The sequence below is a fragment of the Rhizobium sp. AN5 genome, from assembly GCF_900215255.1.
GTDB lineage: Bacteria > Pseudomonadota > Alphaproteobacteria > Rhizobiales > Rhizobiaceae > Agrobacterium > Agrobacterium tumefaciens.
Genome location: NZ_OCMJ01000003.1, coordinates 1,694,296 through 1,708,678, shown reverse-complemented (window position 1 = coordinate 1,708,678; position 14,383 = coordinate 1,694,296). Strand labels below are relative to the sequence as shown.

The 14,383-nt window shown below is 58.7% G+C and carries 13 protein-coding genes; 4 read left to right on the top strand and 9 right to left on the bottom strand.

The window, feature by feature from the left end; translation table 11 throughout:
• Nucleotides 1-2 precede the first annotated feature (2 nt).
• From CRP02_RS11255 to CRP02_RS11220, 8 genes are all read right to left on the bottom strand, one after another.
• Nucleotides 3-833, bottom strand: a complete 831-nt coding sequence (locus CRP02_RS11255) for a Ku protein (RefSeq protein ID WP_097099399.1) — start codon at nt 831-833, stop codon at nt 3-5.
• Nucleotides 830-1,114, bottom strand: a complete 285-nt coding sequence (locus tag CRP02_RS11250; RefSeq protein WP_097171100.1) for a hypothetical protein — start codon at nt 1,112-1,114, stop codon at nt 830-832. Before CRP02_RS11250 ends, CRP02_RS11255 begins: the two co-directional genes overlap by 4 nt.
• A 19-nt stretch (nt 1,115-1,133) precedes the next feature.
• Nucleotides 1,134-2,027 carry an SDR family oxidoreductase gene (locus CRP02_RS11245; RefSeq protein WP_097171332.1) on the bottom strand — a complete coding sequence of 298 codons (894 nt, stop codon included), beginning with the start codon at nt 2,025-2,027 and terminating at the stop codon, nt 1,134-1,136.
• A gap of 206 nt (nt 2,028-2,233) precedes the next feature.
• Complete coding sequence (locus tag CRP02_RS11240) at nt 2,234-4,573, bottom strand: EAL domain-containing protein (protein ID WP_097171099.1); 2,340 nt, start codon at nt 4,571-4,573, stop codon at nt 2,234-2,236.
• 185 nt (nt 4,574-4,758) lie between these two features.
• Nucleotides 4,759-5,862, bottom strand: coding sequence for a hypothetical protein (locus CRP02_RS11235; RefSeq protein ID WP_097171098.1), 1,104 nt, complete (start codon nt 5,860-5,862; stop codon nt 4,759-4,761).
• A 245-nt stretch (nt 5,863-6,107) separates the two neighbouring features.
• Nucleotides 6,108-7,646, bottom strand: a complete 1,539-nt coding sequence (locus CRP02_RS11230; RefSeq protein ID WP_370953851.1) for an ABC transporter substrate-binding protein — start codon at nt 7,644-7,646, stop codon at nt 6,108-6,110.
• Between the two features lie 117 nt (nt 7,647-7,763).
• Complete coding sequence (locus tag CRP02_RS11225; RefSeq protein WP_013761138.1) at nt 7,764-8,744, bottom strand: mannonate dehydratase; 981 nt, start codon at nt 8,742-8,744, stop codon at nt 7,764-7,766.
• 67 nt (nt 8,745-8,811) lie between these two features.
• The gene (locus tag CRP02_RS11220) at nt 8,812-9,525 is read right to left on the bottom strand and encodes a FadR/GntR family transcriptional regulator (RefSeq protein WP_097171097.1); all 714 of its coding nucleotides are present in this window, start codon (nt 9,523-9,525) and stop codon (nt 8,812-8,814) included.
• Between the two features lie 205 nt (nt 9,526-9,730).
• Here CRP02_RS11220 and CRP02_RS11215 point away from each other — a divergent pair, with 205 nt between their 5' ends.
• Genes CRP02_RS11215 through CRP02_RS11200 form a run of 4 tightly spaced genes read left to right on the top strand, consistent with a single transcriptional unit; the run spans nt 9,731 to nt 13,221 of the window.
• The gene (locus CRP02_RS11215; protein WP_004431168.1) at nt 9,731-10,759 is read left to right on the top strand and encodes an ABC transporter permease; all 1,029 of its coding nucleotides are present in this window, start codon (nt 9,731-9,733) and stop codon (nt 10,757-10,759) included.
• Complete coding sequence (locus CRP02_RS11210) at nt 10,756-11,655, top strand: ABC transporter permease (RefSeq protein ID WP_038495294.1); 900 nt, start codon at nt 10,756-10,758, stop codon at nt 11,653-11,655. Before CRP02_RS11215 ends, CRP02_RS11210 begins: the two co-directional genes overlap by 4 nt.
• On the top strand, nt 11,642-12,487 hold the full coding sequence (locus tag CRP02_RS11205; RefSeq protein ID WP_025594967.1) for an ABC transporter ATP-binding protein: 846 nt from the start codon (nt 11,642-11,644) through the stop codon (nt 12,485-12,487). Before CRP02_RS11210 ends, CRP02_RS11205 begins: the two co-directional genes overlap by 14 nt.
• Complete coding sequence (locus CRP02_RS11200; RefSeq protein WP_025594968.1) at nt 12,484-13,221, top strand: ABC transporter ATP-binding protein; 738 nt, start codon at nt 12,484-12,486, stop codon at nt 13,219-13,221. Before CRP02_RS11205 ends, CRP02_RS11200 begins: the two co-directional genes overlap by 4 nt.
• A 108-nt stretch (nt 13,222-13,329) precedes the next feature.
• On the opposite strand, the gene CRP02_RS11195 is transcribed toward CRP02_RS11200, so the two are convergent.
• The gene (locus CRP02_RS11195; protein WP_097171096.1) at nt 13,330-14,382 is read right to left on the bottom strand and encodes an ABC transporter ATP-binding protein; all 1,053 of its coding nucleotides are present in this window, start codon (nt 14,380-14,382) and stop codon (nt 13,330-13,332) included.
• Between the last annotated feature and the right edge of the window lies 1 nt (nt 14,383).

Sequence of the window (14,383 nt, the reverse complement as noted above, 5' to 3'; positions counted from 1 at the left end):
GATCAGCTCGCTTTCCGGGAGGATTTGCGCCCCGCACCAGCGGTAGATTTTCCGCTGTCGCCGTCACCGGCGCTGCGGCGCAAAGCCTCTTTCAAGTCGATGATGTTATCTTGCTTGCGCGGCGGCTGTTTGCTGATTTCCCTGCCCTCGATCTTCGCCTTCACCAGTTCCGCCAGCGCATCATTGTAACGATCGGTATATTCCGCCGGATCGAATGTGCCTGCCCGTTTACCGATGATGTGACCGGCGAGTTCCAGCATCTCTTCATCGAACTGAATATCGGGAATGGACTTGAAAACGGTGGTTTGCGAGCGAACCTCGTAGCCGAAATTCAAAGTAGTCGCCACGAGCGCCTTGCCGCTTGGACGGATCAACAGCACGCGGTTTCGGCGAAAGAGTACCGCTTCGCCAAGTGCCGAGACCTTCTCGTCGTCCATGGCTTTTGCCAGCAGCGTCAAAGCCTCTTCGCCACCCTCCTGTGTCGGCGCCAGATAATAGGATCTATCGAAATAGAGCTTGTCGATCTCGTCGTGGCTCAGAAAATGCCTGACGCGAATGACCTTGTCGTTTTCCGGCATCAGCGTTGCGATCTCATCTCCCTCGATGACGATATGGTCGCCATTGTCGAGTTCATATCCCTTGACCTGATCCTCGCGGTCGACAGCATCGCCGGTATCGCTATCGACATATTGCCGTTCGACGCGATGGCCGGTCTTTCGGTTGACGATGTTGAAGGAGATCTTGTCCGATGAGGTGAGCGCGGAATAGAGGCCGATTTCACAGTTGAAATCGCCGAATATCAGATGACCCTTCCAGCTCGCTCTCCGGTTCATGATCGCCGCCCATGGTCGTTGTGAGGGGATTGCCCTCTGCCCCGGTCCGCAGCAAGGATACGCTCGATAGCGGGAACGTCCGCCTCCGCCAGCACCGGCACAGGGTCGGATGCCATCGCCTCCAGCACCTCCGGCGAAAGCCCGCCATTGCGGATGACCCATTCCATGGCCTCGCGCGTTTGCCGCTCGGCCTTCAGCTGCGCATAAAGCGCCAGTATCAGCCGGTCGCGGACATCGAAGGGCTTCACATCTCTGTCTGAACGTTCTGTCTGTCGTTTCATGTCAAATCCTCAAAGCCGATCAGGCAATGCCCCGGCCTCCGGTCACACCATAGACCTCGCCATTGATGAAGCTGCCATCCTGCGAAGCCAGCAGCACATAGACCGGTGCCAGTTCCACAGGCTGGCCTGGACGGCCGAAATCGCTGTCCTTGCCGAAATTCCTGACCTTTTCGTCCGGCTGCCCGCCGCTTGGCTGCAAAACCGTCCAGAACGGACCAGGCGCGACGACATTTGCCCGCACGCCCTTTTCGATAAGCTGTTTGGCGAGCGCTTTCGTATAGGCAACGATGCCGGCTTTCGTGGTGGCATAGTCAAGAAGAATGGGAGACGGCTCATAGGCCTGGATAGATGCGGTGGTAATCACCGACGATCCGGGTTCCAGATAAGGAACGGCTGCCTGCGCAATCCAGTGCAGCGCGTAGAGATTGGTCTTCATCGTGCGGTCGAAATCTTCAGTCGACAGCTCGGCGATACCCTCGCGATATTGTTGTCTTGCGGCGTTGATCACCAGAATGTCGAGGCCGTTGAGATCGCCTACCGCTTTTTCAACCAGTTCGCGGCACCATGCCTCATCGGTGATATCTCCGGGTAAGGCGACCGCCACGCGGCCTTCCGCTTCGACAAGCGCCACCACCTCTTCTGCGTCCGATTCTTCCTCCGGCAGATAGGATATCGCGATATCTGCACCCTCTCGCGCAAAGGCGATTGCCACGGCGCGCCCGATGCCGGAATCACCGCCGGTTATGAGCGCCTTGCGCCCGGCAAGCTTGCCGCTGCCGCGATAGGTCTTTTCACCATGATCAGGGAAAGGCATCATGTTCGTGACCAGCCCCGGCATTTCCTGAGTCGGCGTTGAAAAGGGCGGGCGCGGATACTGGTTGCGCGGGTCCTGCGGCTCAAGGCGGTCTGTCATTGGTTTCTCCCAGAGATAGAATTCCATCTTGGTGCGTCTCATGACCAGCGAATTCATTATCGGAAGGTCAGGTCTGTCGTCTGCCGCCGGCTACGGCGGTGGCGACACGGACGCACCACACACAATCCTAACGATCTGCGTTCGCTCTCGTTCCATTGGCGTAGGAGAATGGAATTACGACGGCATCACGCCGCCGCACTCCTCTTTCAGACGGAATGTTTCTTCCGCTTGCCGGTACTTGCCGCCGAGGCAGGAGCCACATCCGGCCTGCCGAAGAGATAACCCTGCGCCTGCGCGCAACCTTCATCGACAACCATGCGATATTGCGCGTCGGTTTCGATACCCTCCGCCGTCACCGGCAGATCGAGGCTGCGACCGAGGCCGATCACCGCGCGCACGATGGCGCGGGCATTATCATCCTCGCTCATGGCGGCGATGAAGCTGCGGTCGATCTTGATCTTGTCGAAGGGGAAGCTCTGCAAGTTGCTGAGCGAGGAATAACCGGTGCCGAAATCATCCATGACGATGGCCACACCCAGCGCCTTCAACTGGTTGAGGATGATCAGCGTCGCCTTGCGGTCCTTCAACAACGCGGCTTCGGTGATCTCGAGTTCCAGCCGGTTCGGCGAAAGGCCGGACTGCATGAGAACCGTGCAGACGACATGGCCGAGATTTGCGAGCGAAAACTGCAATGGTGAAACATTGACTGCGATTTTCAGGTGCGGCGCCCAGGTGCTCGCCTGGCGGCAGGCCTCGCGCAGCACCCATTCGCCGAGCGAGATGATGATCCCGCTTTCTTCTGCAATCGGAATGAAGACGTCCGGAGGTACGACACCCCTTGTCGGATGCTGCCAGCGCACCAGCGCCTCATAACCTACGACCTGACCACATTCGACGGAAAGGACAGGTTGATAGTTCAACAGCAATTCGTTGCGGTTGATGGCGAGCCGCAGATCCGTTTCGAGCTGGCGGCGCTCGCGGGCCTCCTGATCCATCAGGGGATCATAAAAGGACAATATTCCGCGCCCACCCATCTTGGCGCGGTAAAGCGCCAGGTCGGCGGCGTGCAAGATGCTTTCGTTGCTGTTGCCGTCCCGCGGAAAGACGGCGATGCCGATGCTGACGCCGACAGCGGTCGGGTCGTTGGCGGCATTCATTTTCAACCCGAACATGGCAAGGATCGTCTCGGCAAGCAGACGTGCCTCCTCCGATTTGGTGTGGCGGGCAGTCAGGATAACGAATTCATCGCCGCCGAGACGGGCAACGATATCTCCCGGCCTTGCGCATTCATCGAGGATGGTCGCAACTTTTTTCAGCACCCGGTCGCCCTCGGCATGGCCGAAAATGTCGTTGACCGCCTTGAACCGGTCGAGATCGAGCGCCAGCAAGGCAAACTCATCCTCCGCGTCGCAATGTTCGATCTGCTGGTGCAGCCGTGTCTGGAACATGGTGCGGTTCGAAAGACCGGTCAACACATCGTGGCGGGCCAGATATTCGATCTCCCGTTGCGCCTCCCGCTTTTCCGTCAGGTCGCGAATGGCCAGCACTTCGCAAGGATGGCCGCGATACTCGATGGTGCGCACGGCAAGCTCGAACACCTGCGGCCGGTCGGTGCGTTCGCGGATTGCCTCAACCGGCGCGTGGCGCGGCAGATAGGTGGGCTGCCCGTCCATGGCCTTGAAGAGATCATCGGGATTTTTACCCATCAGCGATGCCTCATCGCTGCCGAGAAGCCCGGCAAAACGGGTGTTCAGCTCAACAATGCGGCCATCACGGACCACGGCAAGACCATCCAGCGTCGCATCCACAAGTCCCTTGAGGTCGACAAGGTAACGGTCAACGAGAGCGGCGGTGGCAGTGGCTGCGAGGACCAGGAAAGTCACGCCCGAAACGGCACCGATCATGATCACCCTGGCGAGATTGTCGGGATCCGGGCCAGCGACGGACGGATCCGGCGATAGGATCGTGGCCGACATGGCGGTGAAATGCAAAGCGCAGATTGCCACGATCGAACATCCGGCCGGAATGACGATGCGTTTCCATGCGGCGGAACGAAGGAACAGGAAAAAGGCCAGCAGAAAAAATACCCAGGCAACGGCAAAGCCACCGAAAACGGGGCCCCAGCGATAGCTGATCGTGGCGGCCACATCCATGCCCGCCATGCCGACGAAATGCATTACGGCAACCGAAAGGGTAACCAGCGTTCCGACGATAACGGGACTGTAGCTCGCCTTCGAGCGCGCCCTGAGCGCCAGCCAGAACCCCAGAACGGCCAGAACCGCCGACAGCGCCGTGAACTGGAAATCAAAGCCGATCGGGACTGAACCCTTATAAGCAAGCATGGCAACGAAATGCGTAGCCCAGACGCTGAGCCCCGCTGCAAAGGCGGCAACCAGCACCCAATAAGGCTTGCGGCCAGCCGGGCTTTCTTCCGCACGCAACAACAAATGGAAAAAAGCATGCATGCCAAGCAGGCAAATAACCGCTGCAAGCAGCACGATCGCATGATCGTGTTGTACCGCAACGCATTCCAGAACCGTGAACATGATGCACTCTCCCAGCCTCGAGAACCGCCCACGATCGCACTATGGAGTTGGTTTATTTATAAATCTCTAATGCAACTTTGGATAATTGATCGATCTCATCGACAAAGAGCCGGGATACGCCGGGCCGACGCGCCAGCCCATAAAGCTCTTGCGACCGGCCCTATAAACACCAAGAGAAAAAGCCTTTATTTCCAGCTTCGAAAATCGTCCCCGGCACAACCGAAAGGTGCCGGACCATCAGCAAAACGCTCCTGCAGACGCGCGCAGCCCCACTCGTTGAGCGCCGCGGGCATCATGTTGTTGAGGTCCATGCCCGGAGAGTTGAATTGCGAAGGCGCGCTGGTGACGTACCACAGCCAGTATCCCAAGGCTGCGACGACGATAAAGGCGACAATTGCAAGGAACGTTGCCAGCCGTCGCGCAAGGCTCGGGGCTTTTGCCGCCGCCGCGCCGGGGGCGGATACGCCCTCCTGCCCACGGTTTGCAAGCGCCGGTTCGAGCGAAGCAAGTGCTGCCGCTCTTTCCTGTTCCGATAGGTCAATTCGCTCCAGCTGATCGTCAAGCAGAACAGGCAGCGGGGTTTCACCGTGCCAGACCGCCAGTGCGACATCGTGTTTCCCGGTGTGGCCGATGACGACCGGAATTCGCCCCCTCTCCAGATAGGTAAAGGATTGCCTCTTCGTCTTCCCTTCCCTGACCGTATCGGAATAGGTCACGAAAAGACGGCTGCGTTTTTCGGCGACCGCCGTCAGCGCCACCGGAATAACGGTCAATAGCGCCGGGTGCCGCAGACGCAGACGAGCCCGCAAGGTGCGGATAAGTGTAAACAGCAGTGCGATACAGCCGAAACCGAGCAGGGCAACGAACACGCCCAGGGTTATGATCCGGTTCCAGAGCATATCGAGGCCAAGTGAAATCGTTGCAAGTTCGGGATTCTTCGCCGAAATGACCAGACCGGTTTCGTAGTCACCTGAATGGAAATCGACGAACATGACCTCGACATCCTTCTTGTAGCTCACACCGCCATGGTCGTAGGAAAGCTCCGCTTCGCAATTCGTGAAGATCGCCTTGCGGGTCTTGCAACTGCCGTTGATATCGCCGCTTTCGATCTCCAGCGGGTCGCGGCTGATCTGATAGTCGCGCAACACACCCGGGCCTTCGGCCACGAGCAGGACGACCGTAATCACCAGCAGCACGGGGATGGAAAAATAATAGGCCGCCGGTACCGAAATGACACCGCGCTTCAAACTGAGCGGCATTGCGGGAAGTTTTATCTGTGGGAAGCTCATGGTGCCAACGCATTTAGTGGAATGTGAGCGAGCGGGGTTTGGGAATCGCGCTCTGGGAAAGGGTCGATCGCTGCACGGTCTAAACCGCTAAAGCCATCGCGAAAACCCCAAGAATTCAAGGATGCGGGTGTAATAGTTCGCACAGCGGCCCTGTCTTAATTAGCCAGCAAGCCGTCGGGGGACCCACAAAAAAACGGGCGGTAAATTCACCGCCCGTCACATGTTTTCCGTCTAGTGGTTTGCAGTCACTGCTTCGTCACGTTTTCCAGTCGCGTCGTCTGGCTGGGGTGACCGACATAGTCCTTGACGCGCGACGTCAAAACGATCGGCTCGTATCTTTCGAAGAGAGGCAGAACCGCCGGCTTCTGCGCGACGAACATTTCCTGCATCTGGGTGTAGATTTCCCCACGTTTCTTGGCATCGGGCTCAAGGGAAGCCTTTGCGGTCAGAGCCGTCAGTTCCGGAATGTCCCAGGCAGAGCGCCAGACGAAATTGCCGGCATTGTTGGCAGCAAGCGAGTTGTCGGGGTTACTGGAGAACTGCTCCATCGAGCCGAGGACGTTGGGCATATATGCGCCCGTCTGCGGAATGAGCAGATCGAAGTCCCGCGCACGGTGAGCGGCAATCACGTCCGAACCGTTACCCTGCTGAATGTTCACCTTGATACCGACCTGGCTGAGCGATGCCTGGATGGCGGTAGCAAGATCGATACGCGGCGTTTGGGCAATTGTCTTCAGATTAAGTGTGAAGCCATTCTCATAACCGGCTTCCTTCAGAAGAGATTTCGCTTTCTCGACATCAAGCTTCCAGTCGGGGCTTGGAATGGCATATTCGAAATTCTCCGGAACCGGCACCGTGCGCGCCCTGCCATAGGGCCCCATGATGGTCTTTTCCATTCCCTTGTAGTCGATGCCGTAAGCAATCGCTTCGCGAACCTTGGGGTTGGAAAGAGGCTCCTTGCCGGCATTCATCGACAGGACGTAGAAACCACCCGTCGGCACACGCTGGATCTGAAAACCTTCCTTGTTGTTGAAGGTCGCAAGGTCGGATGCCGTCAGCGCGCTGGCAATGTCGATGTCGCCTCGCTCCAGCATCAGGCGCTCAACCTGGCTTTCCGGTACATGCCGCACGATAACGCGGCGCATTTTCGGGCTGCCGGCCACATAGTCCTTGTTGGCCTCGAGTATGATGATTTCGTTCGGCGACCACCGGTTGAGGGTGAAGGGTCCTGAACCGGCGGAATTTGTTCTCAGCCACGCATTGCCCCAATCGCCGTCAACTTCATGGGACTTGAGTTCCTTGCTGTCAACGACGCTGGCAATGACCATCGCCAAGCGATAGAGCAGCAGTTCGGAGGTCGTTTGCCCTGACAGTTCGATTCGGACCGTCTTTTCGTCCGGGGCGCTCACCAGCTTGTCGACATTTTCCGCGTTGTAACCGACGCGCTTGAGGTTGGCGGCCGCCGCCTGATTCATCTTCAAAAGGCGGCTGAACGAATAAACCACATCCGCAGAGGTAACGGGATTGCCCGACGCAAAGTTGGCGGCGCGAAGATGAAACGTGATGCCCTTGTCATCTGTCTCCCAGCGCTCTGCCAGCTGCGGCGAAACCTTCCCCGAGCCATCGACCGAGATTAGCCGATCATAAAGATTGGCCATGATTTCGTTGGCTTTCGCTTCGGTAGCCTGATGGGGGTCTAGCGAGAGCACCTGGGCCAGCGATGTCCCGACGACGAGCTGGTCGTTGGGGGTCTTGGCCGCCACCGGCGACGCCTGCACCAGCATGGCGCCGAGAACGGTGGTGAATGCGAGACGGATCATTGATTTTTTCATACCTGCTCCTCCTACAGATCGGTAATTGCAAGCCGGCAACGCCATGACGCGCCCACCGACCTGAAACAGTCAAAGATGGTTGTTATTAAGCGCCTCGATGAGCGCGGCGATGTAGCCGTAGCAAAACGCAAATGCGACACCGACTGGATCGCGGCCCGCAATCGTCGGCACATGATCGGGCATGATCATGTAACGATAGCCGAGTTCATGGTAGAGCTTCAGCGAACGGACCATGTCCATGTCACCCTCGTCGGGAAACGTTTCCATGAACGACAGCTTGCCGCCGCTGATGTTGCGGAAATGGACGTTGAAGATCTTGTCGCGGCTGCCAAACCAGCGGATGATCTCGTCGATCTCCTCGCGCGGATTGTCGAGCATCTCGCCGATCGATCCCTGGCAGAAATTCAGGCCGTGATAGGGGCTTTCCCGCATCTGCACGAATTTCTTCAGGCCTTCGACGGTGCCGAGCACCCGGGTGACACCCTTGTAGCCGGGCGGGGTGTAGGGGTCATGCGGATGGCAGGCCAGCCGGACCTTGTTGCTTTCGGCAACCGGCACCACGCGTTCGAGGAAATAGTCGATGCGTTCCCAGTTTTCGTCCTCGGATAGAACACCGGCAAGGCCCGGAGCCGCGTCATGGTCCGCCTTGTCCCATCGCCAGGCTTCATTGAGCGAACCACCGCGCCCACGCTCCATTTCAGTGCGCGGGATGCCGATGAGATTGAGGTTGTATTTCGCCGCCGGGATGCCGGCCCTGGCGATATCCTCAATCATTCTGCAGACGGCATCAATCTGCCGGTCGCGTTCTGGCCCGGCAAGCAGGATATCGGGAAACGATGCCTGTTCGATCGGCCTTGATGGCAACGGCAATTGCACCATGTCGAGCACGAGGCCAAAGCTCTCGACCTTGTCACGGTGGCGCTCAAAATCCTCAAAGGTCCAGCTTGCGGGTGCACCAGGCGGATCGGCGTTGATATTCTTGACGCCAAGCTGCGCCCAAACCTTGAAATCCTCGTCATCGCGCGCTGTCACCTGGGTGCCGACATACATCGATTCTCTCCTCACTCCATGCTAGTCATCATATGACATCGCACGAAATAAGATGAGTGTCGAGATGCTATTGCGCCTCGGAAAGCAACCTGTATCGACGCTGGCTCGCAAGCATATGATCGCGCATGGCTTTCCGCGCGGCATCCGGATCCTGCTCTACGATGGCGCGCAAGATTGCCTCATGCTCGGCCTGCACTTTGCGAAGATAATCCGCGTTGCCCGTCTCCGGCAGGGTGGGAAACTGACCGCGCGGTATCGAGCGTGACCCGAACTGGCGCAGTGCCTCGAGATAGAACCGGTTGTTGGTCGCTATCGCAATGGCCGTGTGAAACTCGTAATCGGCACCGACGGTGCTTTCGCCCGCATCGATGGCCCGGCCCATTTTCCGATGGGCTGCGGAAATCGCCGCTTCTTGCTGGGCTGTGCGGCGATAGGCGGCAATTGCCGCTGCTTCGCCTTCGGTTGCGAGCCGAAACTCAAGCATTTCCAGCGTTTCTGCAATTGTGCCAACTTCGGATTGCGTCAGCTTCACACCCGCCCACTCGCTGACATTGCTGACGAACACGCCCTTGCCGTGGATGGGAATGACATAGCCGGAAGAGCGCAGATCCGCGATCGCCTCGCGAACCACTGTGCGGCTCACGCCGTAGGTGCGCTCAAGCTGCGGTTCCGTGGGAAGCTGATCGCCGTTCTTCAGTTTTCCACTGCGAATTTCTGCACTGAGATTATCGATGATCTGTTGTGCCCGCCGCTCCCGCGGCTTTTCCCTATCGCCCATCATGCCACTCTTCCCTCTTGCAGAAAACGAATCCCTTCGTTACTCATATGATGACGTGGCGTTACGTCATATGTTTTCATGTTAGCTCAGGGAGGAGTTGGGATGAAGTACCATCAAAAGTTTTTGCAGGGTAGAATTGCTCGTCTGCGGCGAGCCGTTCAAAAAGTGGCATCGCTGACAGCGTCTTCCCGTGGAAGTGCGATTTGCGATGACTGAAATTTCATTACGCGGGCTTGGACATCGCTTCCTGCAACTTGTCGTCAGCCTCTTCATCCTGCTCTGCATCACCTTCATCATTGGCCGGGTGATGCCGACCGATCCGGTCGGGGCAATCGTCGGTGAGCTTGCAGATCCCAAGGCCTATGAAGCCATGCGGGCTCGTCTTGGGCTTGATCTCCCTCTTTACCAGCAGTTTTTCATCTATCTCCGCGGCTTGCTGCACGGCGATTTCGGTATAGCTATTCTGACCGGAAACCCGGTAACGCGGGACTTGGCGCAAGCCTTCCCGGCGACGCTTGAGCTTGCAACGCTGGCAATCATCATCTCCACCGTCATCGGCGTCCCACTCGGTCTCGCCGCGGCCCTGTTTCGCGACACGTTCATCGACAAGTTCGCACGTGTCTTTGCGCTGGTGGGGCATTCGATACCCGTATTCTGGTTCGGTATCGTCGGGCTCGTGATTTTTTATGCCAATCTCAACCTTGTCGCCGGGCCCGGTCGCGTGGACGTCTTTTACGAAGGCCTCGTGGAGCCGAGAACAGGGCTGATGCTGGTCGACACTCTTCTCGCAGGTGAGACAGAGATTTTCTGGAACGCGCTCGCGCATATCATGCTGCCGGCGATCATCCTTGCCTATATGGCAATGGCCTACATTACCCGCATGACCCGCGCCTTCACCCTCGAACAGCTTAGCCAGGATTATGTGATTGCGGCGCGTGCGAAAGGCGTCAGCCCGGCGCGCACCGTAACCCGCCATGTACTGCCGAATATCGCGGTGCAGCTGATCACCGTTCTCGCCATCTCCTATGGCAACCTGCTGGAAGGCGCCGTTGTGACCGAAATCGTCTTTTCCTGGCCCGGCATCGGACAATACATGACGAATGCACTGCTTATCGGTGACATGAATGCGATCCTCGCAGCCACGATCGTCATCGGCTTCATCTTCATGATGCTCAACTTCCTCGCAGACGTGGCCTACACCACGCTTGACCCGCGGACACGGGAGGTCGCTCGATGACCGATATAACTCAGAACACTCCCGTGCGGAGCCGCAGCGCGTTGTCTCGGATATCCACAACGACGGCGCGGACGCTGCGGAAGCTTGGCGACGAGCCGCTTGGAATGTTCGGCTTTGCCATTCTCGCCATTCTGGTCGTGGTTGCCATTTTCGCTCCCCTGATTGCGCCATATGATCCGGTGCGCCAGGTGCTCGACAATGCGCTTCAGCCTCCCAGCTGGGCGCATCTGGCGGGGACCGACGAATTTGGCCGCGACATTTTCAGCCGCCTCGTCTATGGCACCCGCATCACGATCCAGACCGTCTTGTCGGTCTCGATCATCGTCGGCCCTATCGGGCTTGCAATCGGGGTTATGGCCGGTTTCTTCGGCGGCCGAACCGACGCCATTCTGATGCGTGCGACCGATATTGTCCTTTCCTTCCCTTCGCTCGTTCTGGCACTTGCCTTTGCTGCTGCAATGGGAGCCGGTCTTGGTACCGCAATCATCGCGATCTCGCTGACCGCCTGGCCGCCCATCGCGCGTCTGGCGCGGGCCGAAGCGCTGGTCGTGCGCAACACCGACTATGTTGCGGCCGCACGCCTCTATGGGGCCTCGCCGATGCGCATCCTGTTTCTTTATATCGCGCCGATGTGCATTCCTTCGGTTATCGTCAGACTGACGTTGAATATGGCCGGTATCATCCTGACGGCCGCCTCGCTTGGCTTCCTCGGTCTTGGCGCGCAGCCGCCGCTTCCTGAATGGGGGGCGATGATTTCCAGCGGCCGTAAATTCATGCTCGATTACTGGTGGGTCGCCGTCATGCCCGGCATCGCGATCCTTTTGACGAGCCTTGCCTTCAACATCGCTGGCGATACGCTGCGCGACCTACTGGATCCGCGTCATGCCCGTTCCTGATAGCTCTCCCATTCTTTCGGTCCGCGATCTTAACGTTCGCTTTGGCCGCAACGCCATCCCCGCCGTCTCCAATGTCAACTTCGACGTCGGACGCGAGCGTGTCGGTATCGTCGGCGAATCCGGGTCCGGAAAGTCCACGACCGGCCGTGCCGCCATGCGCCTTCTGCCCAAGAGCGCCACGGTGACGGCAGAACGGATGGATTTCCTCTCCGAACCCCTGCTTGAAAAATCCGAGCGCCAGATGGGTGCGATCCGCGGCAGCGAGATGGCGCTCATCATGCAGGACCCGCGTTATTCCCTCAATCCTGTCCTGCCGATCGGAAAGCAGGTGGCGGAAGCGGCCGAGCTGCATCTGGCCCTCAAGGGCAAGGCCGCCAGAAATGCCGCGCGCGACATGCTGCTGCGCGTGCGCATCAACGATCCTGACCGCGTGATGGGGCTTTATCCCCACCAGATCTCAGGCGGCATGGGACAGCGCGTGATGATCGCCATGATGCTGCTTGCCAAACCCAAGCTGGTCATCGCCGACGAACCGACCTCAGCACTCGATGTCAGCGTCCGCAAGGATGTCCTTCTGCTTCTGGACGAGATGGTGCGCGAAAACAATTCGGGCCTCATCCTCATCAGTCACGATATCCGCATGGTCGCGGCCTTTTGCGAACGCGTGCTGGTCATGTATGGCGGACGCGTCGTGGAGACGCTTTCCAAGCTCGAAGATGCGCAACACCCCTATACGCGGGGCCTGATCGCGGCCATGCCCGATCCCCGCAATCCGGTCCGGCGCCTCAAGGTGCTGGATCGCCAGGCAATCGATGCGGAGGTGATGCGATGATCACGGTAGACAAGCTTGATGTCGTCTACGGCACGAAGGAAAACCGCAATCACGTCGTGCGCGACGTCAGCTTTCGGGTCAACCGAGGCGAGACACTCGGCATTGTTGGCGAAAGCGGTTGCGGCAAGTCGACATTGCTGCGATCGCTTGCCGGCCTGGAATCCGGCTGGACCGGATCGATCTCTTTCGAAGGCAAGCCTGTAGGCAAAGTCCGCAGCCGCGACGAGCTGAAGCTGGCGCAGATGGTGTTCCAGGACCCCTATGGTTCCCTGCATCCACGCCACCGCATCGGCCGGGCTCTTGCCGAACCGATCCGCTCCATGGGGCTTGGTGACGGCTGGTCGAAGGTTCCGGCCGCGCTGCAGCAGGTTGGCCTGCCCGCGCATTTTGCCGAGCGCTTCCCACACGAACTGTCCGGAGGCCAGCGTCAGCGTGTTGCGATCGCCCGCGCGCTTATCCTCGAGCCGCCGATACTGCTTCTCGACGAGCCGACATCCGCTCTCGACGTCTCCATTCAGGCGGAAATCCTGAACCTGCTGGCCGATCAGCGCGACGAGCAGAACCTCACCTTCGTTCTCGTCAGCCACGACCTGTCGGTTATAGCCCATATGTGCGACCGCGTTCTGGTCATGCAGAATGGTGTTTTTGTCGATGAGTTGACCAAGGCCGATCTTGAAGCGGGCATCACCCACGCGGCCTATTCAGGCGAGCTCTTCGAGAGCAGCTTCCTTTGAAAGCCGTCATGGGGTGAGCCATTGGAACAGCTGGACTGCAAGGTGTTCCCTGGCAGTCCAGTAGTCGATCAGGCCGTCGGCCCGCGCAAGAGGCGGAGGGCCTCGTGATCAGTTCAGCCGTGCTCCGTCTTCACTCGAAAACAGATGGACGCCGTTCAGCGTCGGCGAGACCATGATGCTGTCGCCGACTGCCTGCCCTATGCGTTCCCGAAAGACGCCGAGCACCTTGGAATCGCCGAATTTCATGGTGACCTGCGTTTCCGATCCTAATGGTTCAACCAGCATTATCTCGGCAGGCACGCCGCCGGCATCAAGCAGGAAGTGTTCCGGGCGGATGCCGTAAACGGCCTGTTTGCCGGCAAAGCCGGCCGCGGAAACTGGCAGGGGCAACACGATACCTGCGGTTTCAAAACCTCTTTCCGTTATCGTGCCGGACAGGAAGTTCATCGATGGCGAACCGATGAAGCCCGCAACGAACTGATTTGCCGGGCGGTCGTAAAGTTCGAGCGGCGTGCCGATCTGCTCGACCCTGCCGCCATTGAGAACCACGACCCTGTCGGCCATCGTCATCGCCTCGACCTGGTCGTGCGTCACATAGATCGTGGTGGTCTTCAGCTTCTGGTGCAGCGCCTTGATCTCGCCGCGCATGACAACGCGCAACTTCGCATCAAGGTTGGACAGGGGCTCATCGAACAGGAACACCTGCGGATTGCGCACGATGGCGCGGCCCATCGCAACGCGCTGGCGCTGGCCGCCGGAGAGCTGGCGCGGATAACGGTCGAGCAGCTGCGCAAGGCCAAGAATATCCGCTGCCCAGTTCACCTTTTCAGCAATTTCCTGCTTGCTCGAACCGCGGTGCTCCAGCGAAAAGCCCATATTGCTGGCCACGGTCATATGCGGATATAGGGCATAGGACTGGAACACCATGGCAATATCGCGGTCCTTGGGATCGAGATCGTTGACGACCCGTTCGCCGATCCTGAGCTCTCCGCCGGTAATGGTTTCGAGACCGGCTATCATCCGCAGCAGGGTCGACTTGCCGCAGCCGGAAGGCCCGACAAGCACAACAAACTCGCCGTCCTTAATGGCGAGATCGACGCCGTGAATGGTTTTCACCGCGCCATAGCTTTTGCGGATGTCAGAGAGAGTAACGTGAGCCATC